Annotated in this window: 27 protein-coding genes and 1 riboswitch; of the genes, 4 read left to right on the forward strand and 23 right to left on the reverse strand. The window is 58.3% G+C overall.

Annotated elements, in window-relative coordinates:
• Positions 1-12 precede the first annotated feature (12 nt).
• The 5 genes from RWM61_RS10540 to RWM61_RS10560 all read right to left on the reverse strand — a co-directional run bounded on the left by RWM61_RS10540 (position 13) and on the right by RWM61_RS10560 (position 3659).
• Complete coding sequence (locus tag RWM61_RS10540; RefSeq protein WP_314000416.1) at positions 13-999, reverse strand: beta-ketoacyl-ACP synthase III; 987 nt, start codon at positions 997-999, stop codon at positions 13-15.
• Positions 992-1996 (reverse strand): phosphate acyltransferase PlsX, encoded by a 1005-nt coding sequence (gene plsX / locus RWM61_RS10545; protein ID WP_314000418.1) that lies wholly within the window; start codon positions 1994-1996, stop codon positions 992-994. Before plsX ends, RWM61_RS10540 begins: the two co-directional genes overlap by 8 nt.
• Positions 1980-2570, reverse strand: a complete 591-nt coding sequence (gene fapR, locus RWM61_RS10550; RefSeq protein ID WP_314000485.1) for a transcription factor FapR — start codon at positions 2568-2570, stop codon at positions 1980-1982. The genes plsX and fapR overlap by 17 nt, the downstream gene beginning before the upstream one ends.
• Before the next feature lie 340 nt (positions 2571-2910).
• Entirely contained in the window at positions 2911-3084 is a 174-nt protein-coding gene (gene rpmF / locus RWM61_RS10555) for a 50S ribosomal protein L32 (protein WP_036583869.1), read from the reverse strand.
• Between the two features lie 62 nt (positions 3085-3146).
• Entirely contained in the window at positions 3147-3659 is a 513-nt protein-coding gene (locus RWM61_RS10560) for a DUF177 domain-containing protein (protein ID WP_314000422.1), read from the reverse strand.
• Positions 3660-3775: 116 nt separating this feature from the next.
• Here RWM61_RS10560 and RWM61_RS10565 point away from each other — a divergent pair, with 116 nt between their 5' ends.
• Positions 3776-5017 (forward strand): nucleotidyltransferase, encoded by a 1242-nt coding sequence (locus tag RWM61_RS10565; protein ID WP_314000425.1) that lies wholly within the window; start codon positions 3776-3778, stop codon positions 5015-5017.
• A gap of 9 nt (positions 5018-5026) precedes the next feature.
• Here the strand turns inward: RWM61_RS10565 and RWM61_RS10570 are convergent, their stop codons facing one another.
• A complete protein-coding gene (locus RWM61_RS10570) occupies positions 5027-6073 on the reverse strand; it encodes a S16 family serine protease (protein ID WP_314000427.1) in 1047 nt (348 codons plus the stop codon).
• A 116-nt stretch (positions 6074-6189) separates the two neighbouring features.
• Here RWM61_RS10570 and RWM61_RS10575 point away from each other — a divergent pair, with 116 nt between their 5' ends.
• Positions 6190-7398, forward strand: coding sequence for a nucleoside recognition domain-containing protein (locus RWM61_RS10575; RefSeq protein WP_314000429.1), 1209 nt, complete (start codon positions 6190-6192; stop codon positions 7396-7398).
• Positions 7399-7706: 308 nt separating this feature from the next.
• Here the strand turns inward: RWM61_RS10575 and coaD are convergent, their stop codons facing one another.
• Together coaD and rsmD are read right to left on the reverse strand one after the other, a co-directional pair.
• Entirely contained in the window at positions 7707-8213 is a 507-nt protein-coding gene (gene coaD / locus RWM61_RS10580) for a pantetheine-phosphate adenylyltransferase (RefSeq protein WP_314000431.1), read from the reverse strand.
• The gene (gene rsmD, locus RWM61_RS10585) at positions 8203-8793 is read right to left on the reverse strand and encodes a 16S rRNA (guanine(966)-N(2))-methyltransferase RsmD (protein WP_314000433.1); all 591 of its coding nucleotides are present in this window, start codon (positions 8791-8793) and stop codon (positions 8203-8205) included. Before rsmD ends, coaD begins: the two co-directional genes overlap by 11 nt.
• 566 nt (positions 8794-9359) lie before the next feature.
• Between rsmD and RWM61_RS10590 the strand changes: the two genes are divergently transcribed.
• A complete protein-coding gene (locus RWM61_RS10590; RefSeq protein WP_314000436.1) occupies positions 9360-10151 on the forward strand; it encodes an APH(3') family aminoglycoside O-phosphotransferase in 792 nt (263 codons plus the stop codon).
• Between the two features lie 93 nt (positions 10152-10244).
• On the opposite strand, the gene RWM61_RS10595 is transcribed toward RWM61_RS10590, so the two are convergent.
• Positions 10245-10487, reverse strand: a complete 243-nt coding sequence (locus tag RWM61_RS10595) for a hypothetical protein (RefSeq protein ID WP_314000438.1) — start codon at positions 10485-10487, stop codon at positions 10245-10247.
• A 170-nt stretch (positions 10488-10657) separates the two neighbouring features.
• Between RWM61_RS10595 and RWM61_RS10600 the strand changes: the two genes are divergently transcribed.
• A complete protein-coding gene (locus RWM61_RS10600) occupies positions 10658-10879 on the forward strand; it encodes a DUF2905 domain-containing protein (RefSeq protein ID WP_314000440.1) in 222 nt (73 codons plus the stop codon).
• Here RWM61_RS10600 and RWM61_RS10605 read toward each other — a convergent pair.
• The 14 genes from RWM61_RS10605 to RWM61_RS10670 form a co-directional block, all read right to left on the reverse strand.
• Positions 10869-11711: a TatD family hydrolase gene (locus tag RWM61_RS10605; RefSeq protein ID WP_314000442.1), complete on the reverse strand. Its 843-nt coding sequence runs from the start codon at positions 11709-11711 to the stop codon at positions 10869-10871. The two genes, RWM61_RS10600 and RWM61_RS10605, sit on opposite strands and share 11 nt — an antisense overlap.
• 73 nt (positions 11712-11784) lie before the next feature.
• Positions 11785-12546 (reverse strand): ABC transporter ATP-binding protein, encoded by a 762-nt coding sequence (locus tag RWM61_RS10610; RefSeq protein WP_314000444.1) that lies wholly within the window; start codon positions 12544-12546, stop codon positions 11785-11787.
• Positions 12546-13322: an ABC transporter permease gene (locus RWM61_RS10615; RefSeq protein ID WP_314000446.1), complete on the reverse strand. Its 777-nt coding sequence runs from the start codon at positions 13320-13322 to the stop codon at positions 12546-12548. Before RWM61_RS10615 ends, RWM61_RS10610 begins: the two co-directional genes overlap by 1 nt.
• Positions 13312-13614 (reverse strand): MTH1187 family thiamine-binding protein, encoded by a 303-nt coding sequence (locus tag RWM61_RS10620; RefSeq protein ID WP_314000448.1) that lies wholly within the window; start codon positions 13612-13614, stop codon positions 13312-13314. The genes RWM61_RS10615 and RWM61_RS10620 overlap by 11 nt, the downstream gene beginning before the upstream one ends.
• A gap of 38 nt (positions 13615-13652) precedes the next feature.
• Positions 13653-14768 (reverse strand): ABC transporter substrate-binding protein, encoded by a 1116-nt coding sequence (locus tag RWM61_RS10625; RefSeq protein WP_314000450.1) that lies wholly within the window; start codon positions 14766-14768, stop codon positions 13653-13655.
• 120 nt (positions 14769-14888) lie between these two features.
• A riboswitch (TPP riboswitch) is annotated at positions 14889-15002 on the reverse strand.
• A gap of 73 nt (positions 15003-15075) precedes the next feature.
• Positions 15076-16239, reverse strand: a complete 1164-nt coding sequence (locus tag RWM61_RS10630) for a methyl-accepting chemotaxis protein (protein ID WP_314000453.1) — start codon at positions 16237-16239, stop codon at positions 15076-15078.
• Positions 16240-16596: 357 nt separating this feature from the next.
• Positions 16597-17022: an arsenate reductase (thioredoxin) gene (gene arsC, locus RWM61_RS10635; RefSeq protein ID WP_314000455.1), complete on the reverse strand. Its 426-nt coding sequence runs from the start codon at positions 17020-17022 to the stop codon at positions 16597-16599.
• 57 nt (positions 17023-17079) lie between these two features.
• Positions 17080-18492 carry an arsenic transporter gene (locus tag RWM61_RS10640; protein ID WP_314000457.1) on the reverse strand — a complete coding sequence of 471 codons (1413 nt, stop codon included), beginning with the start codon at positions 18490-18492 and terminating at the stop codon, positions 17080-17082.
• Positions 18489-18821 (reverse strand): metalloregulator ArsR/SmtB family transcription factor, encoded by a 333-nt coding sequence (locus RWM61_RS10645; protein ID WP_314000459.1) that lies wholly within the window; start codon positions 18819-18821, stop codon positions 18489-18491. The genes RWM61_RS10640 and RWM61_RS10645 overlap by 4 nt, the downstream gene beginning before the upstream one ends.
• A gap of 184 nt (positions 18822-19005) precedes the next feature.
• Positions 19006-19665 carry a phosphate signaling complex protein PhoU gene (gene phoU / locus RWM61_RS10650; RefSeq protein ID WP_314000461.1) on the reverse strand — a complete coding sequence of 220 codons (660 nt, stop codon included), beginning with the start codon at positions 19663-19665 and terminating at the stop codon, positions 19006-19008.
• 36 nt (positions 19666-19701) lie between these two features.
• A complete protein-coding gene (gene pstB, locus RWM61_RS10655) occupies positions 19702-20457 on the reverse strand; it encodes a phosphate ABC transporter ATP-binding protein PstB (protein WP_314000463.1) in 756 nt (251 codons plus the stop codon).
• 22 nt (positions 20458-20479) lie between these two features.
• On the reverse strand, positions 20480-21355 hold the full coding sequence (gene pstA / locus RWM61_RS10660; protein ID WP_314000465.1) for a phosphate ABC transporter permease PstA: 876 nt from the start codon (positions 21353-21355) through the stop codon (positions 20480-20482).
• 2 nt (positions 21356-21357) lie between these two features.
• Complete coding sequence (gene pstC, locus RWM61_RS10665; protein ID WP_314000486.1) at positions 21358-22209, reverse strand: phosphate ABC transporter permease subunit PstC; 852 nt, start codon at positions 22207-22209, stop codon at positions 21358-21360.
• Positions 22210-22407: 198 nt separating this feature from the next.
• Positions 22408-23373, reverse strand: a complete 966-nt coding sequence (locus tag RWM61_RS10670) for a PstS family phosphate ABC transporter substrate-binding protein (RefSeq protein WP_314000467.1) — start codon at positions 23371-23373, stop codon at positions 22408-22410.
• Positions 23374-23476 lie beyond the last annotated feature (103 nt).

Raw genomic sequence — 23476 nt, forward strand, 5'->3', positions numbered from 1 at the left:
CCCGACCGTGTTTTACCAAATCAGAACGGAAGCGCCCCATGTCAACCCGCCGCCGAAGCCGACGAGCACGAGGCAATCCCCTTCCTTCACTTTCCCCTGCTCCACCGCCTCGGCCAGCGCGATCGGAATCGACGCCGCCGAAACGTTGCCGTACTTGTCGAGATTGATCATGCATTTATCCTCGGGCAGATCGAGGCGGTTCAGCGCCGACTGGATGATGCGGATGTTCGCCTGATGCGGGACGAGCAGATCGATGTCGCCCTTCTCCAATCCCGCCTTGCGAAGCGCGTCCTCGGCTGCGCCGCCCATGATGCGCACGGCGAATTTGAACACTTCGCTGCCGGCCATGTAGATGTAATGGGCTTTGCTGTCGACCGTCTCCGCCGTCGACGGCATGCGCGAGCCGCCGCCGCACACCTTCAGCAGCTCGCCGCCGGAGCCGTCCGCCCCGAGCTCGAACGATTTGAAGCCGCGTCCCTCGGCCACAGGGCCCAGCACGACCGCGCCCGCTCCGTCGCCGAACAGGATGCATGTATTGCGGTCGGTGTAATCGGTAATGCGCGACAGGCATTCCGCGCCGACGACGAGCACATGGCGGTACATGCCGGTTTTAATCATACTCGTTGCCGTCGCCAATCCGTAAATGAAGCCCGAGCACGCCGCGGACAGATCGAAGGCCGCCGCCTTTCGGGCGCCCAGCTTATCCTGCAGCAGGCAGGCCGTCGACGGAAAAAACATATCCGGCGTCACCGTCGCGACGATGATCAGATCGATGTCCTCGGCCGTCAAGCCGGCCGCGTCCAGCGCCCGCTTGGACGCCTGATACGCCAGATCCGAAGTCGCTTCATCCTTGGCGGCGATTCTGCGCTCGCGGATGCCGGTGCGGGTAACGATCCACTCATCGTTCGTCTCAACCATCCGCTCCAGCTGCTGATTCGTTAGCACTCGCTCCGGCACATATTTGCCCGAGCCGATAATTCCGACTGCCTGTTCAGTCATTCAGGCCCACCCGCTTCCCGCTGATTTCGGCCGAAATCACACGAATGAGATCGGCCCGGACGGCAGAACGCGCCTGCCGAACCGCATTTTTGACGGCCCGCGCATCGGACGATCCGTGGCTTTTGATGACAAGCCCGTTAATGCCGAGCAGCGGAGCGCCGCCGTGCTCCTTATAGTCCATTGTCTTGCGCATGCCGCGCAGTCCGGGCATCATAATCGCCGCCGCGAGCTTGGTCCGCCAATTGCGCGTAAACTCTTCCTTCAGGACGCCGAAAATCGCGCTCGCGGTGCCCTCCATCGCCTTCAATAAAATATTGCCGGAGAAGCCGTCGCACACCAGCACGTCGCAGCTGCGCTGCAGAACATCGCGGGCTTCAACGTTGCCGGCAAAATGAACCGGCGCATCGGCCAGCAGCTCGAACGCCGCCTTCGTCAGTTCGTTGCCTTTCGCTTCCTCGGTGCCGACGTTCAGCAGGCCGACCCGCGGCTTGGCAATGCCGTGCACGCTTGCGCGGTAAATGCTGCCCATCTTCGCATATTGCAGCAAATGCTCCGGCTTCGCGTCCATATTCGCGCCCAGGTCCAGCGCCAATACGCCGACGTTGTCCGTCGTAGGCAGAACGAACGCCAGGGCGGGCCGTTCGATGCCTTCCATTCGTCCGACGATGAGCAGCCCGGTCGTCATCAAAGCGCCCGTATTGCCGGCGGAAATCATCGCATCCGCCTCTCCTTCACGCACCATGCGGCCGGCAACGACCATCGAAGCGTCCTTTTTGCGGCGCACCGCCTTCACGGGCTCTTCATCCGCCGCGATCGTCTCCGACGCATGCCGCAGCTGCAGATTTGCGGGGACGCCCTGCGCAAACTTTTTCACCACGCCGGTATCGCCGACAAGCACGATTGTCGTATCGGGCCATTCCGCCGCAGCCTCCAATGCGCCTTTGACGATTTCCGCAGGGGCGTGATCCCCTCCCATCGCATCAATCGCGATCCGCACGCTCGTCAGCCTCCTCGATTCCATGTTGTCCCGCAGATCGGTAGATGATGAAATGGCCTTGAAAAACCATCTCCTCGCCCACATAAGTAAACACTTCCACCTTGGCCTTGCTTTTGCCGGCGGAGCGCAAGAATGCTTTGGCGATGCATTTTTCCCCGAGCTTTACCTGCCGCACGAAGCGGATGTCGGCGCTCGCCGTAAGCGCGATTTCGTCGTTGATCACCGCCACGGCAAGCGAATTGGCCTGCGCGAACACATGATGGCCGCGCGCGATGCCCGTCCGGGAAAAAATATGCTCCTCGCGGATCTCGAATATCGAGATGCCGCTCCTGTCGAGCTGCAGGTCGACGATATCCCCGATCACTTCGTGCAGCGGCAGCGAGCGCACGGAATCGTAAGAGCGTTCGGCCATCAGCTTCAGCCTCTCCCGCAGCTCGGGAATGCCGAGCTCCAGCCGGTCGAGACGGATCGTCTGGATGCTGACCTTCAACTGCCGGGTCAGCTCACGGTCCGTAATAAACGGATTTTCCTCTATTAATCGGGACAGTTGCTGATGCCGCTGTCGCTTAGGCAGACGTTCCATGAGGCGCACCGCCTTCTGTATTATTGGTAAGCGATAGCCACGGCGGAACGACTGCCGCCAATTCCGCATCTACTATTAAAACCAGGTCCTAATTCAGTATAAATAAAATCGCCGGCGGAATCAACGGTAAACGGCCGCAATTCCTCCCCGCAGGTATGTACGATCGGCGCCTGCAGCGCGGAAGCGCGGCAGCATGACGGGCGGAAGCGTGCAGAGCAAAAAAAATAGCACCTCACTGTAGATGAAGTACTAATCGCCGGACGCCCATCCGGAACCGATGCCGCGGCGAAGGCGGCGGAAGGAACGGCGGACAGACGCCGAGGCGGTTATGTTATTGCTTGATGATCTCTTTCGTCTTGTAGTATCCGCAAACCTTGCATACACGGTGAGCAAGCTTCAGCTCCCCGCACTGCTCGCATTTGACCATGCCCGGTACAGACAGCTTAAAGTGCGTACGGCGCTTGTCGCGGCGCGTCTTGGACGTTCTCCTTTGTGGTACTGCCATGTTTCCCACCTCCTTCAAAGACTTGCGCGATCCGAACGGTGACGTTCAGGATGGTCGGTTCGTTACGATTGTTTAAAAAAATCCTTCAGCGCCGCCATGCGCGGATCCAACCGTTCGCGGGAGCAGCCGCACTCCCCTTCGTTCAGGTTGGCGCCGCATTGCGGGCAAAGACCGTTGCAGTCCTCATCGCAAAGCGGGGCGAAAGGCAGATAAAGCAGAAACGCTTGCTCCACGTAAGGCAGCAAATCAAAGGAATCGCCTTCGACGACGATAACCTCGTCTTCTTCCTCATCCTGTTCCTTATCGTCGGAGGCGGACCGGAAAAACTCACGGAACGGAATCTCGAGCTTCTCGGTCGCGGGCGTCAGGCATCTCGAGCAGGCGAGCTCCAATTCAACGGAAAGCTGCCCTTCCACAAGCACCCCGCCTTCTTCGCCGCGCGCTTCAAGCGCCGCCGCAAGCGGGGTTGAGCGAAGCACGTCCGGCCGATGTTTAAGCAAGGGCGCAACGTCGAGCGACGTATGGAACGACCGCGTTTTGCCTTTGGCGATCAGTTCCTGCATATGAATATTCATAGAATCACTCCAAACAAACAAAAGTAATTATATCGATTCCGCAAGCCTTTTGTCAACTGTTTCCCGGCGTGATATAGTCGGTTTAACAACTTGCACCCCATTTGCGGAGGGATCGGATGCGCACCGTCGGACTGATCGTCGAATATAACCCGTTTCACAATGGCCACCTGTACCATCTTCGGCGGTCCGTCGCCGTTACGCGGGCGGACGCCGTCGTCGCCGTCATGAGCGGCAACTTCCTGCAGCGCGGCGAGCCGGCCCTGGCCGGGAAACGGGCACGGACCGAAATGGCGCTGCGCGGCGGCTGCGATCTTGTGATCGAGCTTCCGGTGTCCTACGCGACCCACGCGGCCGAATGGTTCGCCTACGGCGCCGTCTCCATGCTTGATGCGACCGGCGTCGTCGACGCGCTTTGCTTCGGCAGCGAGAGCGGCGAGATCGCCGCGCTTCGCCGGATTGCGGCCGTCGCCGCGCATGAGCCGGCGGTCTTGAAGGAACGGCTTGCCGAGCGGCTGCGGCGCGGCCAAAGCTACCCCGCCGCCTACAGCGCTGCGCTGCGGGGCTGCTTTGAAGCGGCCGGCGACGCCGAAGCCGCAGCCTTCCCGCTGGAGCAGCCGAACAACACGCTCGGCCTGCATTATTTGATCGCTCTTGAGAGGCTCGGCAGCCCGATCGAGCCGTTCACGATCCGCCGCGAAAAGGCCGGCTACAACGAGCGGGCCGTCACGGACGGCGCCATCGCCAGCGCCACGGCGCTGCGCAAGCTGCTCAACGAACAGCGGCATCCGGAAGCCATTGCGCCCTACGTGCCCGCCTCCACGCTGGCGATACTTGAGCGCGAATGGCGGGCCGGGCGCGCGCCGCTCGGCTGGCACGCTTTTGCCGGCAAGCTGTTTCACATGCTCGTCCGGGCCGATGCGGCCGAGCTCGCCTCCTGCCGCGACGTCGGCGAAGGGCTGGAGCACCGCATCAAGCAATGCCTGCCGCTGCTCCCTTCACTTGATTTCGAGCAGCTTGTCGACGCCGTGAAAACCAAACGCTACACCCGGACAAGGCTGCAGCGGGCCTTGCTGTCCATCCTGCTCGGGCTCCGCAAGGAGGAGGCGCTACCCGCGCTGCTGGAGGACGGACTGCGCTATATCCGCGTGCTCGGCTTCAACGACAAAGGGCAGGCGCTGCTCAAAAGGATGCGCGATTGCGCGAAGCTGCCGGTGCTGCTCGGCTCAGCCCGGCCGCCGGCCCGCTTCCGCCAGCTTGAGCTCGACGCGGCGGCGTCCGCCGTGTACGCGCTCGGTTACGATGCTCCCGCCCCGCGCGACATCGCTTCCGATTTCTACGAGCCGCCGGTCAGAATATGAGGCTTAGGGTTACCGTACGGCCCTGATGGCCTCGTCCAGCGTCGACACTCCGATAATGTCGAAGCCGGCTCCGATGTCTTCCGCTTTCGCTTCCGCCTCTTTAACATTCCCCTCCGGAACGATTAACAAATCGGCTTTGGCCCGATGGGCGGCAATTACTTTAAGCCCCACGCCGCCGATCTCCCCGACCTTGCCGGATGGTGCAATCGTCCCCGTCGCCGCAATCCGGCGCCCTTGCGCCATATCGCCCGGCGTCAGGCGGTCGACGATCTGCAGCGCGAAAACGAGACCGGCGGACGGTCCGCCGACATCCCCCGCCTCGATCGATACGGCATGCGCCGGATCGAAAGTGCGGATCTTCCGCCGTTCGATCAACTCCACGCCGCCGAGCAGCGTGGGCAGCAGCTGAGCCGCAGTGCCCGAGGCCGCATTCGCCGCTTTCTCCGGTGCGCGGACGGCAATCTCGGCGGCCGCGCCGTTCCGCTCCACATCGACTGCAAGTTCGGCCGCTCCCGACCCATAGCCTTGCCTCAGCAGTTCAAGCAGCGCCTCGCCGCTCGCGGCCGGTTCGCCGTTTACACCGGTAATCCGATCGCCCGGCTCGAAACCGGATCGCTTCCCCGCGGTCCCCGCCACGACGAGCGAGTCCGGCAGAAGCTCGTAGCCGATGCCGAGCTGTTTATAAGCCGCTTCGATCGCCTGGCTCTGCGAATCTTCCATTAACACGACCATGCGCGCTGAATATTCCCGGATCGAGCCGCCGCGCAGAAATTTGCTCTTGCTGTAGGCCTCACGGTCCGAACGCCACATCGATTGAGCCGCCGTCCAGAAATTGATGCGCCGGTTCATGTACACCGTCGTAATCATCCATTCTCCTGCGGCGCCCGCATTGTCCGGCTCGGCGGATGATCGGACGTGCGGTGCCGCCGATTCGACGAGCCCCGGCTGAAGCACCACATAAGGCGCCGGGACGTACAGCAATGTGATCATGACGACCGCTGCAGCCAGCGCCCAACGTACCGCGGAGCCCGCCGCGCCCTTGTGCCGTGCCTCCATTATGCGGCTCCCCCTTCGTCCGAGGTCTAATGCCCGTCCCTTCCGCGTACATTGGAATAGCCGTCTCTTCCATTCCTGAAGTTGCGGGTATCCGTCCAGTCGGGAGGTTGCTTGCCATGCTTCGTTCGATCTTGCTAGGAATGCTGCTGTTATCGCTGGCCGCCGCGCTGGTGCTCCATCCCGGCGATTCGTTTCAGGCCGCGTTGCAGGGACTGACCGTTTGGTGGGAAATCGTGTTTCCCGGGCTGCTCCCTTTCTATGTATTGTCGGAGCTTCTGTTTGCGCTCGGCGCGATACACGCTCTGGGCGTCTTGCTGGATCCGCTTATGCGAAAAGCGTTCCGCCTTCCCGGCGATGCGGGCTGGGCGGTCGCCCTGGGGTGGACCGCCGGCTTCCCGTCCGGAGCGGAAGCGGCGGCGCGTTTGAAGCGGGACGGACGCCTGAGTCCCCCCGACGCCCAGCGCCTGATGGCGCTCTCGCATATGCCGAGTCCGGTGCTGATGCTGATCGTGATCGGCGCCGGCTTCATGAACAGGCCCGCGCTCGGAGCGGCCGTTGCGGCCTCCGTATGGCTGTCGGGCCTGCTCCTTGGCTTCCTTATGGCGCGCTTCACGCCCCAAAGCGCAACGTCGAAAAGGCCGGAAGGCACCGGCGGCGGATCCGCCCGGCATCGTTCACTCCCCTCGCGGGTACGGGCCGCAATGGAAGAAGCGCGGAAGCGGGACGGACGCGGTCTCGGCAAAGCGTTGGGCGATGCGGTGGCGACCGGCGTTCAGCGGCTTATGGCCGTGGGCGGCTTCATGATCGCCGGTTCCGTGCTCATCCGGCTGCTTGAGCTGGGACTGCCGGAGATGCTGCGTCCGCTGTCCTATGCCGGAATTTATGAAGCCCATCTCGGCGCATTCGCCGCCGGCCGCGTCCTCCAGTTGTACGGCCTGCCCCTGACGGCGGCCGCGTTGGCCGCATTGCTCGGCTGGAGCGGTTGGAGCGCCCTGCTCGGGGCGCAAAGCGCGGCTTCGGGCGCCGGCCTGAAGCTTGGGCCGTTTGTCACCGCAAGACTGCTGCATGCGGCCCTGGCTTTTGCCGTTGCTTTACCGCTCGCAAAGCCGATCGTGTCCTTGCTCGAGCGGATCGTCCCCGCGCTGTCCGGCGCTTACTTCCCGGCAGAGCCTGTTTTCCGGACGGCGGACGGCGGAGCGATTCAAGCCGAAGGGCTGCGCTTCTTATGGGCGGTCGCTCCCGTAACCTTCGCGCTGCTGCTCGCTTTTTTGGCTGCCGCCGCGCTGCTGTCGATCGCGCTGTCGCAAAATAACCCCAAAAAGTGAAGCGAAGCTCTGCAGCGTATTCCGACGACCGGACTGTTAAGTCCGCTCGCATCGAAAGTTACCTCTAATCGTGGTCGTTCATCTTCGATTTGCAACAATGTAACTTTCGATATTACTTTTCGGGGACCCCGTAAGGATATAAAATTTTTATAAGCAAAACCGGCCAAGCCGGTAACGGCTTGGCCGGTTGTCGTCTCCGACAAACCCCGGATGCGGTCTGACAACCCCAAGCTGCGCCGCAACGGGCTCCCGGCAACTCGCTCCGGACGCGCTGCCGACGCCACCCTCGCCCCAACCGGCTCCTTCATCTAGATCTCCCGCGTATATTTCTCGCGGAGCGCCCACTCCACCTCGGGCGGAACCAAATCCTGCACGTTCCCTTGAAACTTGGCGATCTCCTTCACGATGCTCGAGCTCAGATAGGAATATTTCGGGTTCGTCATCATAAAAATCGTCTCGATCTCGCTGTCCAGCTGACGGTTCGTCGACGCGAGCTGAAGCTCGTAATCGAAGTCGGAGATCGAACGGATACCGCGGATGATCACATTCGCCTGGCGCGATTTCATATATCGGACGAGCAAGTCGCGGAAGCTGTCGATCTCCACGTTGGGCATGTCCTTCGTCACCTGGCGCAGCAGATCCTTACGCTCATCCACGGTGAACATCGGCATCTTGCTCGTATTGTTCAGCACCGCCACGATCAGCCGGTCGAATTGCTTGGCGGCGCGGTGAATGATGTCCAGATGGCCGAATGTGACCGGGTCGAAGCTGCCGGGGTATACCGCCACCGACACGGGCTTCTCATTAAGCTTCATGCGCGCTGGATCCTCCTTGGCCGTCTGCCGGCCTGTAGTCGTAAATCGCAACCGCCGTTTCGCCGTACAAAGCAAGCTTGCGCAGCTCGAAGCCGCCGAACTTTTCCGCGTACCTGTGGCCCGATTCATGCTCCACCACCACGACCGCGCCCGTTTCGAGCAGCCCGCGCGAGGCCATGTCCTTCATTAGTTCATCCGCGTTCTTCATCCGGTACGGCGGGTCGAGAAAAGCCAGCCGGAAAGCGATGCCCCGCTTCTCCAGCGTCCTCAGCGCCCTTTCGGCCGTGTTGCAATAAACCTCCGCCCTGTCCATCATGCGCGCCGCTTCCACATTGGACCTGACGACGCCGATGCTCTGACGGTCGCTGTCGACGAACACCGCCTTGTCGATGCCGCGGCTTAAAGCTTCGATGCCGAGTCCGCCGGTGCCCGCGAACAGGTCGAGCGCCTGTCCTCCGTCGAAGAACGGCCCGATCATGCTGAACATCGCTTCTTTTACTTTATCCGTTGTCGGGCGCGTATTCATGCCCGGAACCGCTTTAAGCGGCCGGCCCTTCGCCTCGCCCGCAATGACTCTCACGTTCGTGACGCCCCCCTGTGCCATGCGTTTCGTGCAGGTTTCTGTCTGACGCTATCGTACCATATTTTCCCCTGTTGGCAAAAAAGATTTGGTTCCGAGGTATATTCGGCCCGGTTTCGGCAATCCTTAAGTTATCGGCATCGCGAGATGCCGTAGACAACCGCGGAGAAGGCTTACGTTTCCCCATAAGCTCTTCGTCCGGTTTCTCCTCTCCCATGAAAGGGGCCCCCGAAAGGGGGCCCCGAATTTTTTGTGAAAAGCCTTATAAAATAAGACGCAAATTCAACCTCCGGCTGAACGAGCTCCATGTTCTCGGACGGCAGGCTCGTTTCGGGACCAGGAACAGCCTCGGTTCCCGTTCCGCCGGAAGCGCTTTTTGACCCGAACAGCCCGTCAAAGCGACCGCCACCAACATCGCCGCTCCCAGATAAACCAGCCTGCTATTTTTTTGTTTTCTCCCTCATCCTCCTTCACCTCTGCCCTTTTGACGACGCGAATTCCGAACGGGTTTCAGGTATAATGGGGACAACCGTTTTCGCATGAAACCGCAAAGGAGATTCACGTTGATGAGACTGCCGCAGCGTGTCGCCGCAGCGTTGCCCGATGGTTTTCCCGAATGGGCCTGTGAAGCCGACTGGACGCAGGAGACCGTCGGTTTATCCGGGTGCCAGGTGTACCGAATCGCGGCCGCCGGCCAAAAACAGACCGCGTTTGTCAAAATCGCCCCTGACGAGTCGCTCGATTCCGATTACAGGGTGCTCGGCTGGCTGGCCGGGAAGCTGCCGGTGCCCGAAATTCTGTTTTTCGGACAATCGGGCGGCAGCCGCTTTCTGTTGACGACCGCGGTGCCGGGAGAGCACGGCGCGTCCGCCCCGGTTCTTGCCGAGCCCGAACGTTTTGTGACCCTGTACGCGGACGGCTTGAAGCAAATCCATTCCGTCGGCGCCGGGGGCTGCCCTTTCTACCGAAAGCTGGATGTCGTTCTTGAGGAAGCGGCGGAGCGGGTTCGTCGGGGACTGGTCAACGCCGCCCATTTCGATGCGGCGAATCGGGGGAAGCAGCCTTCGCAGCTGTTGGAAGAACTGCTTCGGACGCGTCCGCCGGAGGAGGATATCGTGTTTACACATGGCGATTACTGCGTGCCTAACGTACTGATCGGCCGCTCGGGAATCGGCGGCTTTGTGGACTGGGGCCGCGCCGGCTTGGCGGACCGCTACCAGGATGTAGGAATCGCGCTCCGCAGCCTCAAGTATAACGGGCTGGAGGCACGGTCGGAGATCTTCCTGGAGCGATACGGCATAACGGAACCCGATCAAGCCAAAATCGATTACTACATCCTGCTCGACGAGCTTTTCTGATCCGGGTGGAGCCATGCTGAAAAGGCTGTCCCCTAAGCAGATTGATCCGCTTTGGGGACAGCCTCGAAGGTGACTGGATTATCGGGAGAGGTATTAAACGTCTTCTTCTTCTGCCACTTCTGCCGCTTCTGCCGCTTCGGCGTCCGCTTCCGCGATGCTTTCCTCAGCCGCCGCGTCTTCCGCGACGTCCCCGGATACCGCTTCCTCCGTCTCTTCGACGGCTTCGAGCTCTTCTTCCGTCTCCTCGACGGCTTCGTCCAGCTCCGCGTCCGCTGCCGTTTGCTCAGCCGCCTCGGACAGTTCCAGACCGCTCAATACTTGCTCTTGCTCTCCCATAGCGAATCCCTCCATCATTTTCACATAACGTTTATGTGCAAATCCATTATACATCCGCGTTTATACGGATACTGTCGATTGGTGGAGGCGATTATTAAGTATGTGTTACACTTTCGTTACTTCCTTGTTCCAGGGTAATATACAGGAAAAACATTGAAAAGGGTGATCGCATGAACTCGATTCCGAAGCTGCTGATGGCTGCCGGCGCCGTGCTGTTCATCGTCGGCCTCGTCTGGATGGCGGTCGGCAAGTATATACCGCTCGGCAGGCTTCCGGGCGATATCGCGGTTGAAAAAGAAAACGTCCGCTTCTATTTTCCGATCGTCACGTCCATCGTGGTCAGTGTCGCGCTGTCGCTGATTTTGTACGTTATCCGCTTATTCATGAAGTAGCGCGCCCGGCTCCGATCCCATAAAAAGCTTTCGCGTTCCCGAGCAGCCTGGCCGCTTCCCCGGCTGCGGGCGTTCCCCGCAGCGCCGCGATCCGCACCGCGACGTCGCCCGCCATAACCGGGCTTGTCCGCCTGCCCGCATAAGATCCCCCGAACGGCCATGGCCCGTCCGTCTCGGTCATGATCAGTTCCGCCGGATAGCTGCGGACAAGCGCCATTATCTCCTCTTCGTACGCAACGTCCGGCGTCACCGACACGAAATAGCCGTTCGCCGCCATCCTCCGGATCGTCTCTTCCGGACCTTTGAACCAATGAAAATGCGCCCGCTTCACGCCGTGTTTCTCCAGCAGCGCGCACGCCTTGGCCGCATCGTCATAGACGGCATGCAGCACGATGGGCCGATCCAGCTCGGCGGCCAGCGCCGTGAACCGCTCCAGCAGGCGCACATACGGCGCCTCATCGAATGGTTCGCCCGCCGCCTCGGCTTCGGTGCGCGTATAATACGGCAGGCCGACCTCGCCGATCGCGAACGGCTCGCCCTCGCGGTGCCGCTCGCGAATCCAGGCGAACAGTTCCTCCTCTTCCTCCGCGGACGGCAGCCGCTGCTCGGGGTGGAAGCCGTAGGCCGGCAAAACCCGGTCCGGATCAGCTCTCCACACCCCCCGATTGACCCGGCACGAGGCCAGATTCATCGATACGGCGACGACCGCTTCGGTGCCCGCCGCAAAAGCTTCCCGAAGCAGCGGCTCCCGCTCCTGCTCCTCGTACAAATCCAGGTGAATGTGGCTGTCGATCCACTTCATCCCGCCATGCTCCGACTTCAGCTCCGTCATTCGCAACTCCCCCTTTATGCGGCCGCGGTCTTCGGTCGCTTCGGAACGGTTCGTTCCCGGTACATCGCCGGTCTCAGAAACCGCCTTGCGCCGCCGGCTTCAGCAGCCCGTAAATGTGTTCCTTCAACGCATTGAAAGCCGGCGAGCTCCACAACCGCCCGTCCCGCGGACGCGGGAACGGCACGCCGACCTCCTCAAGCACCGAGGCCGGCTTATCGGACAGCACGATAATCCGGTCCGACAGCAGCAGCGCCTCCTCGATGCTATGGGTGACGAGCAGCACCGACCGCCGGTTCGCCTCCCATATCGACAGCAGCCATTGCTGCATATGCATCCGCGTCAGGGCGTCGAGTGCGCCGAACGGCTCGTCGAGGCACATGAGACGGCGCGGACTGAGCAGCGCCCGCACGAAAGACACCCGCTGCTGCATGCCGCCCGACAGCATATGCGGATAAGCGTCCGCGTAACCCTCCAGCCCGACCCGCATCAGCCATTCGCGCGTCAAGCGGCGCGCTTCGCCGCCGCGCACGCCTGCGATTTCAAGCGCGAGCTCGACGTTGCCGGCCACGGTCCGCCACGGCAGCAGCGACGCCTGCTGCGGCATGTAAGCGATCAGGCCGCGCTCGCCCGTCACCTTGCGGCCGTCCATCCGGATCTCGCCCGAATCCGGCCGCTCCAGGCCGCCGATGATCTGGAACAGCGTGCTTTTGCCGCTGCCCGACGGTCCGACCAGCGACACGAACTCGCCTTCGCCGACCGCAAGCGACACCCCGTCCAGCACCTCAACACCGCCGAACCGTTTCGACACCGCGTTCACTTCCAGCGCGTGCTTCATCAGGTCCCGCCTCCTTCCCGCTTCGGCTGCCAGCGCGCGAACGGACGCTCCGCGAGCACGACACCGACGAACAGCAGCAGGCTGAACAGCACGACGATCGCCGTTCCGGCAAAAACGCGCGCCGTCTCGAACCCATTCGCCGCGAGCTTGATGTAATAACCGAGCCCGTCCTTGGCGCCCAGCCATTCGGCGACGATCGCGGACGTCACGCTGTAGGCGGCCGCGATCCGGAGACCCGAGAACAAAAACGGCACCGAGTTCGGCAGTTCCAGCTTCATAAAGAGGGTCCATCTGCCCGCTCCGATCATGGCCAAATAATTATGCAGCTTCGGATCGCCCTGCCGCAGTCCCGTCACCATCGAAAGCGTAACCGGAAAAAAACAGACAAGCAGGATGAGGACGATTTTCGGCAGTTCCCCGAAGCCGAGCCAAATGACGAGCAGCGGCCCGAGCACGATGACCGGTATGTTCTGCGACAGAATAAGAATCGGCGACAAAGCCCGCCGCGCGCCTGGCACCAGATGCAGCAGCACCGACAGCAGCACGCCCGCCAGCGCGCCGAGCGCGAGGCCGATCAGCGTGCGCGCGCCCGTAGCGAGCGTATGGGACCAGAGCCTCGCGCGGACATCGTCCCGCAGCGCCTCCCGGACCACTTCAACCGGACCGGGGAGCCGGTAAGCGGGGATGTCCCAAAGGGCGACGGCGCCCTGCCACAAGGCCAGGAAAACGGCAATGACCGCCAGAGGCGGCCATCCTTTGCGCAGGCTATTGCCCATCGGGATATTTCTCCAGCAGACGGCCCATCGAGGCGCCGTCCTTCGGATTGTAGTAGATTTTGATCTGCGAAATGACGGACGGACAGCCCATCTCCGCCATCGCCTCGTTCATATCCTTCACCACCGCAAGCAGCCGGTCCATATCGCCCTCCATCGTCGTCTCGAGCGGCGCGACCCGGTAAGGCAGCCCCGTCGCCTTGACGATCTCGATTGCCCGGTCGACATACGGAATGACGCTTTCCCCGTTCGGCGTGTGCGGCAAAATTTGAATGCTCAGCAGCGCGTCGGCCATCGTTCCCCATCTTCCTCTCGTTCAAGCTTCATCCGCCGTTATTGCGGCAGAAAGTCGTTCGTGAACGCCTTCTGCGGGTCGAACTCGCCCTCGAGCAGCTTGCGCTCGGTCATCCACTCCGCGTAATTCGACCATACCTCAAGCTTCTGCTCGCCCCAGCGGGCCGCGTCGTCACGGTACTTAGGGGCCAGCCATTTCTGGCTCGCCTTCACGAGCTCCTTGTTCAAATCGGGCTCTGCCGCAATCAGCACATCGGCCGCCTCGCCGGGATTGTCGATCGCGAAATTATAGCCTTCCGCCGCGCCCTCGACGAAAGCGCGCACGATGTCCGGCTTGTCCGCGATCATTTTCTCGCTCGTGGCGAGCACCGGCGTGTAGTAATCCAGCTTGTCGCTGTAGTCGGTCAAATAAACCATATTGATCGGCTCGCCCCGCAGCTCCGCCTCGACGCCCGTCCACGCGTAATAGATCCAGGCAAAATCGATGTCCCGCTTCACCGAGGTGAAAAAGTCCGTGACGCCCGTGCTGACGATTTCCACCTTGCTTACGTCGGCGCCTTCCGCCTGCATGATCGACCCGATGACGGCCTCTTCGACCGGCGAGCCCCAGCCGCCGTACTTCTTGCCCTCGAAATCTTTCGGCGTCTTGATGTTCTTATCGACCGGCGAAGCGAAGCCCGACGTGTTGTGCTGAATCACGGCCGCCAGCGACACGATCGGCACCTGCTGGGTGCGCGCCATCGTCAGCTGCTCCTGGTAGCTGACGCCGAACTCGGCTTCGCCCGAAGCGATCAGCTGCTCGACCGTCCCTTCGCCCGGCTGCACGATCTCCACGTCCAGTCCGCGTTCGCGCCAGAAGCCTTTGTCGCGCGCGACGTAGAGCCCCGTATGGTTCGTATTCGGCGTCCAGTCGAGCATCACCTTCACCTTCGCGAGCTCTTCCGTCCCGTCTGCAGCACCGTCCGTGCCCGCTTCGCCGTTCGTTCCCCCAACGTTCGCGGCGGCATTGCCGCCTCCGGCGTTGCCGGCGTTCTCCCCGGCCGCGCCGTTATTTCCCCCGCCGTTATTGCCGCCGCTTCCGCAGCCCGCCAGCGCCAGCATAATCGCCAGCAAGGCGACGCTCCATTTCCAGCCTTTGCGAACCTTGTTCCTCATGTCTTGTCCCTCTCTCTTCCCCCACCCATATTTCGACAACAAAAAAACGCCCCCGATCCCAAGGCGTCTATTCGCGTGACAACCGCCACCCCTTCGCGCTCCGCAAGCGAAACGCGCGTCAAAGCGCGGCTTACCGTGTTCCTACGCTGGCATTATCCAGATCAGGTATAAGGGTCGGTATCGTATAGCGGGATACCCTCTCAGCCGGCCTGCCCAGCTCCCCCGGTGCTTATTCGATTGTCGTTATGCCTATTATAGCAAAACCGCGGCAAAATTCCACCGTTGCGACATGTATGTATACTAATCTTTAAGACTGGCGGTTTGCAGTTTGCAGATCTCTTCTTAATCGGAGTATGTCTCCCGTGACTTTCTCCGATCGTTCATAGGCCTTCGCGGCCAAGGCATCGATTGTCCTGGCGCTGGTTCTGTTGTCGGCTGCCGCATGGAATAATTGCTCGAATACCGCCTCCGCGCGGGACACCGAAGCTTCGCTGCAGGCCGCGTACTCTTTGCCGGCACAGACAAGCTCGGCTGTTTTCGACACGGATTCAAGTATCGCCTTGACGGTGTCCGTAATCTCGTCCGCCGATCGCTTCGTTTGTGTCGCAAGCTTCCTTATTTCATCAGCCACGACGGCAAAGCCCCTTCCATGCTCGCCGGCTCTCGCCGCTTCGATCGTCGCATTGACGGCAAGCAGGTTGCATTGATCGGCCAATTCACGGATCAGGGCGGACACTTGGTTGACGCCGTTCGCCCGCTTCTGCAGATCTGTCATCTGGATCTCTTGCTTGATCGTGCGCTCAGCGAAACCGGAGAACGCCTCACCGACGCCGTTCAGCTCATTTTTCCCTTTTAACGTCAGGTCGACCATCTTCTCGGACAATGCGTCTCCTTGGGCGCTCGATCGGCGAACGGCCGTGACAGCCTCGTTAATCTCCAGCATCATACGCTCGGCTCCCAGGATTGTATTGACTTGAGATTCTATAGCCTGTTTCTGGAGCAACCGGGAAATATCGAGCAGATCGGCAACCGACAGAATTCCGGCAAGCTTGCTTCCGTCGGTAACGACGACACAATCGTAGAACGATGCTCCCTCCCGTCCGAGCGCCCGATCCAAGAGCTCGTGGGGCGGCACCGATTTGTCGACGATGAACGGCTTCGGATCCATCAGCCGGTCAACCGGCTTTTCATAATACAGGGCGGTGCCGAACCGCCTGCTCAGGTTTCTGAAAAAACGGTCCCGCATAATGAGCCCGACGGGTGCCTGTTCCTCGTTGCAAACGACAAAACATTCGGCGTCCGCATGGAGCTCGAATAATTTGGCCGTATGCTCGCAGGAATCGGTCGGATGAACGGATATAGCCGGACGGACGGCATCCGAAATCACCGGCGAACGATAGCCGGGCCGCTCTTCGACTTCCGGTATAATCACCGGAATTGACGTTTGTTCCATCCGTTTTGCCACTAACATGCTACCCCTTCCATCTCCTCTAATCTCTGTCTTTTACCAAATCTTAATTGACCATGATCAAATGAGATGCCTGGGTGTGTAAAGCGTATGTTAAATTTCGACAAAAATCGGTCACACCGCAAGTCCGCGATTCAACTCTGATTGCGGTTAATGAACGGCGCCGTCGTTTCTTCAGGTTGCCGCACCTCATTTTCTCCGTAGAATTTACGATCCATCTCAATATTCACCTGCTCGACTATTGTTTTGTCCGAAGGCGACCCGTCTTCGTTATGTTCCTTCTCAAGATCCAATTCGATACCAGCCTTTCAGGTGGATGTATGTTCGTTATCATGTCCTGGGAAAAACATGATGCAAAAATTACTTGCCTTCCTGGACAAACCGCACAATCCTGCTTTTGATCGAATCGCGCACCTCGCGGAACTGGGCCATAATTTGTTCTTCCGTACCCGTCGCTTTTGCGGGATCGTCGAAGCCCCAGTGCCACTTGGTTACATTCCGGTTCACAATCACCGGGCAGTGTTCGTCCGCATGGCCGCAAAGCGTAATAACGTAATCTGCACGGTTCAAAGTATCGGGATCGATAACATCTGACGTGTTGGAACCGATATCCACCCCTGCTTCTTTCATGACCTGCACGGCGCGCGGATTTAATCCGTGCGCTTCAAGTCCGGCGCTTTTCACCTCGTATTTATCGCCGCCCAAGGCTTTTAAGAACCCGTCGGCAATTTGGCTCCTGCAGGAGTTGCCTGTGCACAAAAAATAAACAAGCGGTTTTTTCTCCATCGTTGACGCACTCCCTTAGTTATCATGATTATTTTGGCAAAACATTATGCAATGCGGTTAAACACGCTGGTGCCCTCTTTTCGCCTGCTTGTTCGCCCGAATCAGGTTCACAACCAAAGCGGCGCCCGCAATGGCCAAGCCGATCGTGCCGATAGAAATCCAGATGTTCACATTGGATGAATGAATAAATCGAAGCCATAAGTAAAGCCCCGTAAGAGTCATGAACAAAGTAGGCACCGTCAAGATGATTCCGATTTTAAAATAATAACCCCAGCCGATCTTCACGCCTTTGCGGGAAAGCACATGCAGCCACAAAAGAGTGGCCAGGGATCCGATTGGCGTTATTTTCGGCCCCAAGTCGGAACCGACCACATTCGCGTAAATGAGCGCCTCGCGTATGACGCCTTGCGTCTGCGTTCCATTGACGGCCAGCGCATCGATCATCACGGTCGGCATATTGTTCATGATGGAAGACAGGAAGGCAGCGATAAAGCCCATGCCGATGGTTGCGATGAAAAGCCCTTTGTCCGCGACGGATTGAATAAAGGACCCAAGCACGTCCGTAAGTCCGACATTTCTTAAACCATAAACGACGACATACATGCCGATGGAGAAAATGACGACTGCCCAAGGCGCATCTTTGACCAATTTTGCCGTATGGATTACGGGGCTTTTACGCGCTGCCAGGAGGAACGCTGCGGCTGCCGCGCCGGCGATGACGGACACCGGAACAGCGGCCGGCCCGCTCAGGAAATAAGCCGCCAGCAATACGGCCAGAATGACCCAGGACCACTTAAACAACCTCATATCTTTGATTGCTTCGTGCGGCTTTTTGAGTTGGGCGAAATGATAGCCTTTGGGAATGCTCTTGCGGAAGTAAAGGTGGAGCACCAGCAAACTGGTCCCGATGGAGAAAAAATCAGGCACAATCATTCGGCTGGCATATTCGGCAAAACCGATTCCAAAATAGTCTGCCGATACGATGTTCACCAAATTGCTCACAACAAGCGGCAAAGATGCCGTATCCGCGATAAAGCCGCTTGCCATAATAAACGGCAAAACCATTTTTTCATCAAACTTTAAGGCGCGCACCATCGCCAGAACGATCGGCGTGATGATGAGGGCCGCCCCGTCGTTGGCGAACAAAGCGGCCACCGCCGCGCCGAGCAGAATGATGTAAACAAACATTAATATGCCGTTGCCGTTTGCAAGCCGCGCCATATGCAACGCGGCCCATTCGAAAAAACCGATTTCATCCAGGACTAGCGAAATCAGAATGATGGCCACGAATGCCAAGGTGGCATTCCAGACAATACCCGTCACCGTGATGACATCGGTGAAAGACACGACGCCGAATACTAAAGCGAGAACCGCCCCAACTGCGGCAGACCAACCGATATTCAAGCCTTTAGGCTGCCAGATCACAAAGGCGAGGGTCACGAGAAAAATGACAAGCGCGGTTGAAATCATGCTTGCTCCTGCACCTCACAGTCGTTTCCTTTTAAGGCTTCAATCTTGTCTTTCATGGACGGCAAATGGTCTAAAATGCCCCGGAGATACGGTTTGACAGGTAAGCTGAGGGAATAATAAACCCATTGTCGTTTACGGGTTTCATTTACCAGCCCCGCTGTCTTTAATTTTCGCAGATGTTGACTGGCGTTCGGTTGGGACATGCCGGTAAGATCGACAATATCGCATACGCAAAGCTCCCTCTCGTTCAACAACGCAATAATGGACAGCCTTGTTTTATCCCCCAACAGTTTAAACACTTCAGCCATCTCATCCATACGATCCTCCATTTGTTACCCCCTCTTGGTCTCATCTCCATCACAAGAAACGATCCAACCACTTCATCATTATATAATGATTAAATTATATAATCAAATGCTGATATTATGGGCGAAAAAACCCCGAGCACAGGTGGTTGCTAATCACCCATTCAGCAGCGTCGGGGAATTTATCGTACCTAGGCAAGCAATGAGGTTACGCGTTCAAATCCGGACGTTTGCCGGTCACAAGATAAACCACGCTCTCTCCGATATTTGTCGCATGGTCGCCGATGCGTTCGATGTAGCGGCCGACGAAGCTTAAATTCATCACCTGATTGGCGTTCTTCGGATCCTCGATCATCAAGGCGAACAAATCCATTAAGATTTGGCTGTAAAGCGCATCTACCGCATCGTCATCCTTCGCCATTTTGTAAGCCAAATCCACACTCTCGCGAATAAACGCCTGTGTCGACTCGTAAATCATCGTCTGAACGGTCTCCGCCATCCGCGGGAGGTCGACAAGCGGTTTGATGAGACGCTGTCCCTCGAAGCGCACTACCGCCTTTGCGATATCCACTGCCAAGTCAGCCATGCGCTCCAAATCGTTCGATATCTTGAAAGCGACCAGTATCCGGCGCAAATCCTTGGCGACCGGCTGTTGCGTGGCAATCAGTCTCGACCCGATGTCCGTAATTTTTTCTTCCATCTGGTTGATTTCGGAATCTGCCCTGATGATCAGTTTGGCTTGCTCTATATCGACCGCCGCCAATGCCTTCATCGCTTCAGAAAGCGCATTTTCCACTCTTCCGCCCATCTCCACGATCAATTTATTCAATTCCTCTAATCCTTGGTCGAATTCAATCCGTCTTGTCATAATCGGGTTCCCTCCTATAAATGATGCCGCTGTGTGTTATCCGAAGCGCCCGCTGATGTAGTCCTCGGTTCGTTGATCGCTCGGATTGGAGAACAGCTTTTCCGTACCCGCATACTCAATGACCTCTCCATTCAGGAAAAAGACGGTTTGATGGGATACGCGAGCCGCTTGATGCATATTATGCGTGACCATAACGATCGTATAACGATCCTTCAGCTCTTGCGCAAGTTCTTCGATTTTCAAGGTTGAAATCGGGTCCAGCGCAGAGGTTGCTTCATCCATAAGCAGAATGTCAGGGTTAACGGCCAGAGCGCGCGCGATGCACAAACGCTGCTGCTGCCCGCCGGAAATACTCAATGCCGAGCGTTTCAGGTGATCTTTTACCTCGTCCCACAGTGCGGCCGCACGCAAACTGTTTTCCACGATCTCATCAAGCTCTTTCTTTTTTGTGATGCCGTGCAGACGCGGCCCGTACGCGATATTGTCGTAGATCGATTTCGGAAACGGATTCGGCTGCTGGAATACCATACCGACTTTTTTCCGCAATGTTTCGACATCCACCGCGTCGGAATACAGTTCCGTACCGGCGATTCTGATACTGCCCTCGATTCTTGTCCCGGGTATCATATCGTTCATTCGGTTAAGCGTCCGCAGCAGCGTCGATTTACCGCATCCCGAAGGGCCGATGAAAGCGGTGATCGCCTTCTCGGGAATTTCCAGGGTTACGTTTTTCAAAGCGTGGAAATCACCGTAAAACAAATTCAGCTTCTGGATATCGATTAATGATCGCATAGTGATCCTCCGGTTTCTGGTATCATTTGTATTTCTGATATTTGTTTCGCAGCAGGATCGCCGAGAAGTTCATCAGCAGCAGCAACGACAGCAGCACGATAATGCCGGCGGCCGCGAGTGCATGAAACTCTTGCTGCGGACGGGACAGCCAGTTGAAGATTTGGATCGGCATAACCGTAAAAGAGTCCATCACGGAATTCGGAAGAAAAGCGACAAAGGTAAGCGCGCCGATCATCACGAGCGGGGCCGTTTCTCCGATCGCCCTCGATATGGCCAGGATGACGCCGGTCAGGATTCCCGGAAACGCCGATGGAAGCACGGAACGGGACACGGTCTGCCATTTGTTGGCGCCCAGTGCGAAGGAAGCGTCGCGCCGCGATTTAGGCACCGCCCGTATCGCTTCCTGAGCCGAGACGATAATGATCGGCAAAACGAGCAGGGTCATCGTCAAGGTTCCGGCCATCAAACTGCGCTCCAAGTTCAGCAGGCGGACGAACAGCGTCAAACCCAGAATCCCATACACAATGGAAGGAACGCCGGCAAGCGTGCTGATGTTCAATTGGATCAAGCGGGTAAAACGGTTCTTGCGCGCGTATTCCTCGAGATAAATGGCTGCGCCTACGCCGAGAATGAAAGAAATCGGAGCCATGAGAACGAGCATATAGATCGTTCCGACTATCGCGGATTTCATCCCGGCTTGGCTGGCCCTGCGGGACGGATAGTTCGTGAACAGATCCGGCTGCAGCTTCGCGGCGCCGTCCACCAGAATGGTCACGAGCAGAGCCATCAGCGCAAGCACTCCGATGGAGGTGCTTAGAACAAATACAATATGGAGAATAAAGTCCGTCCTTCGGCGGCCGGCGATCTGCCCCCGATCGGCATCCTGTAGCATGCTCATCGTTAATACTCCTCCCGGAATCGTCTTGCCACATATTGGGCGAGAATATTAAGCAGAAAGGTAATGACGAACAACGTCATACCGACGGCAAAAATCGTGCCGTATTCAAGGGTGCCTTGCGGCGTATCTCCCAAGCTGACCTGTACGATGTAAGCGGTCATCGTCTGAATGCTCTCCAGCGGATTTGCAGTCAATTTCGGAGTCGCTCCCGCGGCGACGGTCACGATCATCGTTTCTCCGATCGCGCGGGAGAAGGCCAGCACCGCCGATGCCACAATCCCGGACAAGGCTGCAGGAACCACAATGCGCAGAGCGACCTCCAGGCGGGTGGCTCCGAGCGCGTACGCGCCGTCCCGGAGGCTCCGCGGGACCGAGCTCATCGCATCCTCGCTAAGCGACGATACCATCGGAATCGTCATGATCCCTACGGCAATGCCTGCGCTCAGCGCATTGAACACACCGATTTCCGGGATAAAAAACTGAATGACGGGCGTAATGAATGTCAAGGCAAAATAGCCGTAAACAATGGTCGGCACGCCGGCCAGCACCTCGAGAACCGGTTTGACAATCTTACGGACGCGGGCGGTGGCATACTCGCTCAAGTAGATCGCGCTTGCCAGACCGACCGGGATGGCGACTATGCAGGCGATGACCGTGATCAGGAACGTGCCGCTGAGCAGCGGCAGGATGCCGAACGATTTCGGCTCAATCAGCGGAGACCACTTCGTTCCCGCAATAAAATCCGCAAACGGCACTTCTTTAAAAAAGTTGTATGTTTCAGTAAAGAGCGTATAAACAATTCCTATTGTAGTCACAATCGAAACGGCCGCGCACAGAAACAGAACGATCGGCATAATCCGGTTAAGAAAAGAACCTCTGCTGTTCTTGAAACTGTACGTATGCGATTGGAGATTCTGTGCGCGATCGGCGCCTTGCAAACCGTTATCCTGCATGTCTGGGACATCTCCTTGTCTTCCCGATTGTTCGATATGCTGACGCAGAAAAATGTGATGCCTCTTCGGACACCACATTCCTCCCCTTATTGCCAGAAGTTACCCCTGAAGCTTTGCCGCTTCTTCCTGGTACTTCTCGTCCGGCAGCGGGATATAACCGACTTCGCCCGCCATGTTGCCGATATTCTCAATATAATACTGTACGAAGGTTTTCACTTCCGGTCGTTCCATTTCTTTCTTGTTCACGTAGATGAACAGCGGACGGGAAAGCGGGGCGTACGAGCCGTCTTTGATCGTTTCCATGGTCGGTTCGATCGGGCCCTTGCCGCCGTCGATCGGAACGACTTTCAGCTTGTCCTGGTTTTCCTCGTAATAAGCGAAGCCAAAGTACCCGATGCCGTTCTTGTTGCCGCTCACGCCTTGTACGAGCGTGTTGTCGTCTTCGCTGAAGCTGATTTGCGCGTCGTTGCGGATGCCTTTTTTATCCAGAATCGCTTCGTTGAAGTAATCGTACGTGCCGGAGTCCGCGCCCGGCGAGAACATTTTGATTTCCTCGGCCGGCCAGCCGGAGCGCACGTCCGCCCAGGTTTTCACCGTGCTGCCCGTTGCAAACATTTTGTTCAGTTCTTCTACCGTCAGCTTGTCGATGAAATCATTCTCCTTGCTTACGACAACCGACAATCCGTCATAAGCCACGCTCAATTCCGTGTATTCAATGCCTTTATCCTTGCATGCGGCAGCTTCTTCGTCTTTGATCGGACGGGAAGCGTCCGCGATGGCAATTTCGCCGTTGCAGAACTGCTTGAAGCCGCCGCCGGTACCGGAGACGCCCACCGTTACACGGACATCGCCGTTTTCTCTGCCGAACTCTTCAGCCGCCGCTTCCGTCAGCGGGAAAACCGTACTCGAACCGTCGATTGCGATCGTGCCGGACAAAGCCGCGGCTTCGTTCTGCCCGCCCGCTGCCCCGCCGTCGCCGTTCGCCGCTTTGCCGCAAGCAGCCACAATCAGCGCCATCACCATGAACAGCATCAAGAGCCCCTTACGTTTGTTACGGTTGTACAACCAGACCACTCCTTTTTATTGCCCTTCTGATATGTTTGGGATACACCATAAAAATGATCATACAAAATTTTTGTAAACTTTAAACACACGTTTTGTTAACGCT

It is taken from the genome of uncultured Paenibacillus sp. (assembly GCF_963515335.1).
Lineage (GTDB): Bacteria > Bacillota > Bacilli > Paenibacillales > Paenibacillaceae > Paenibacillus_I.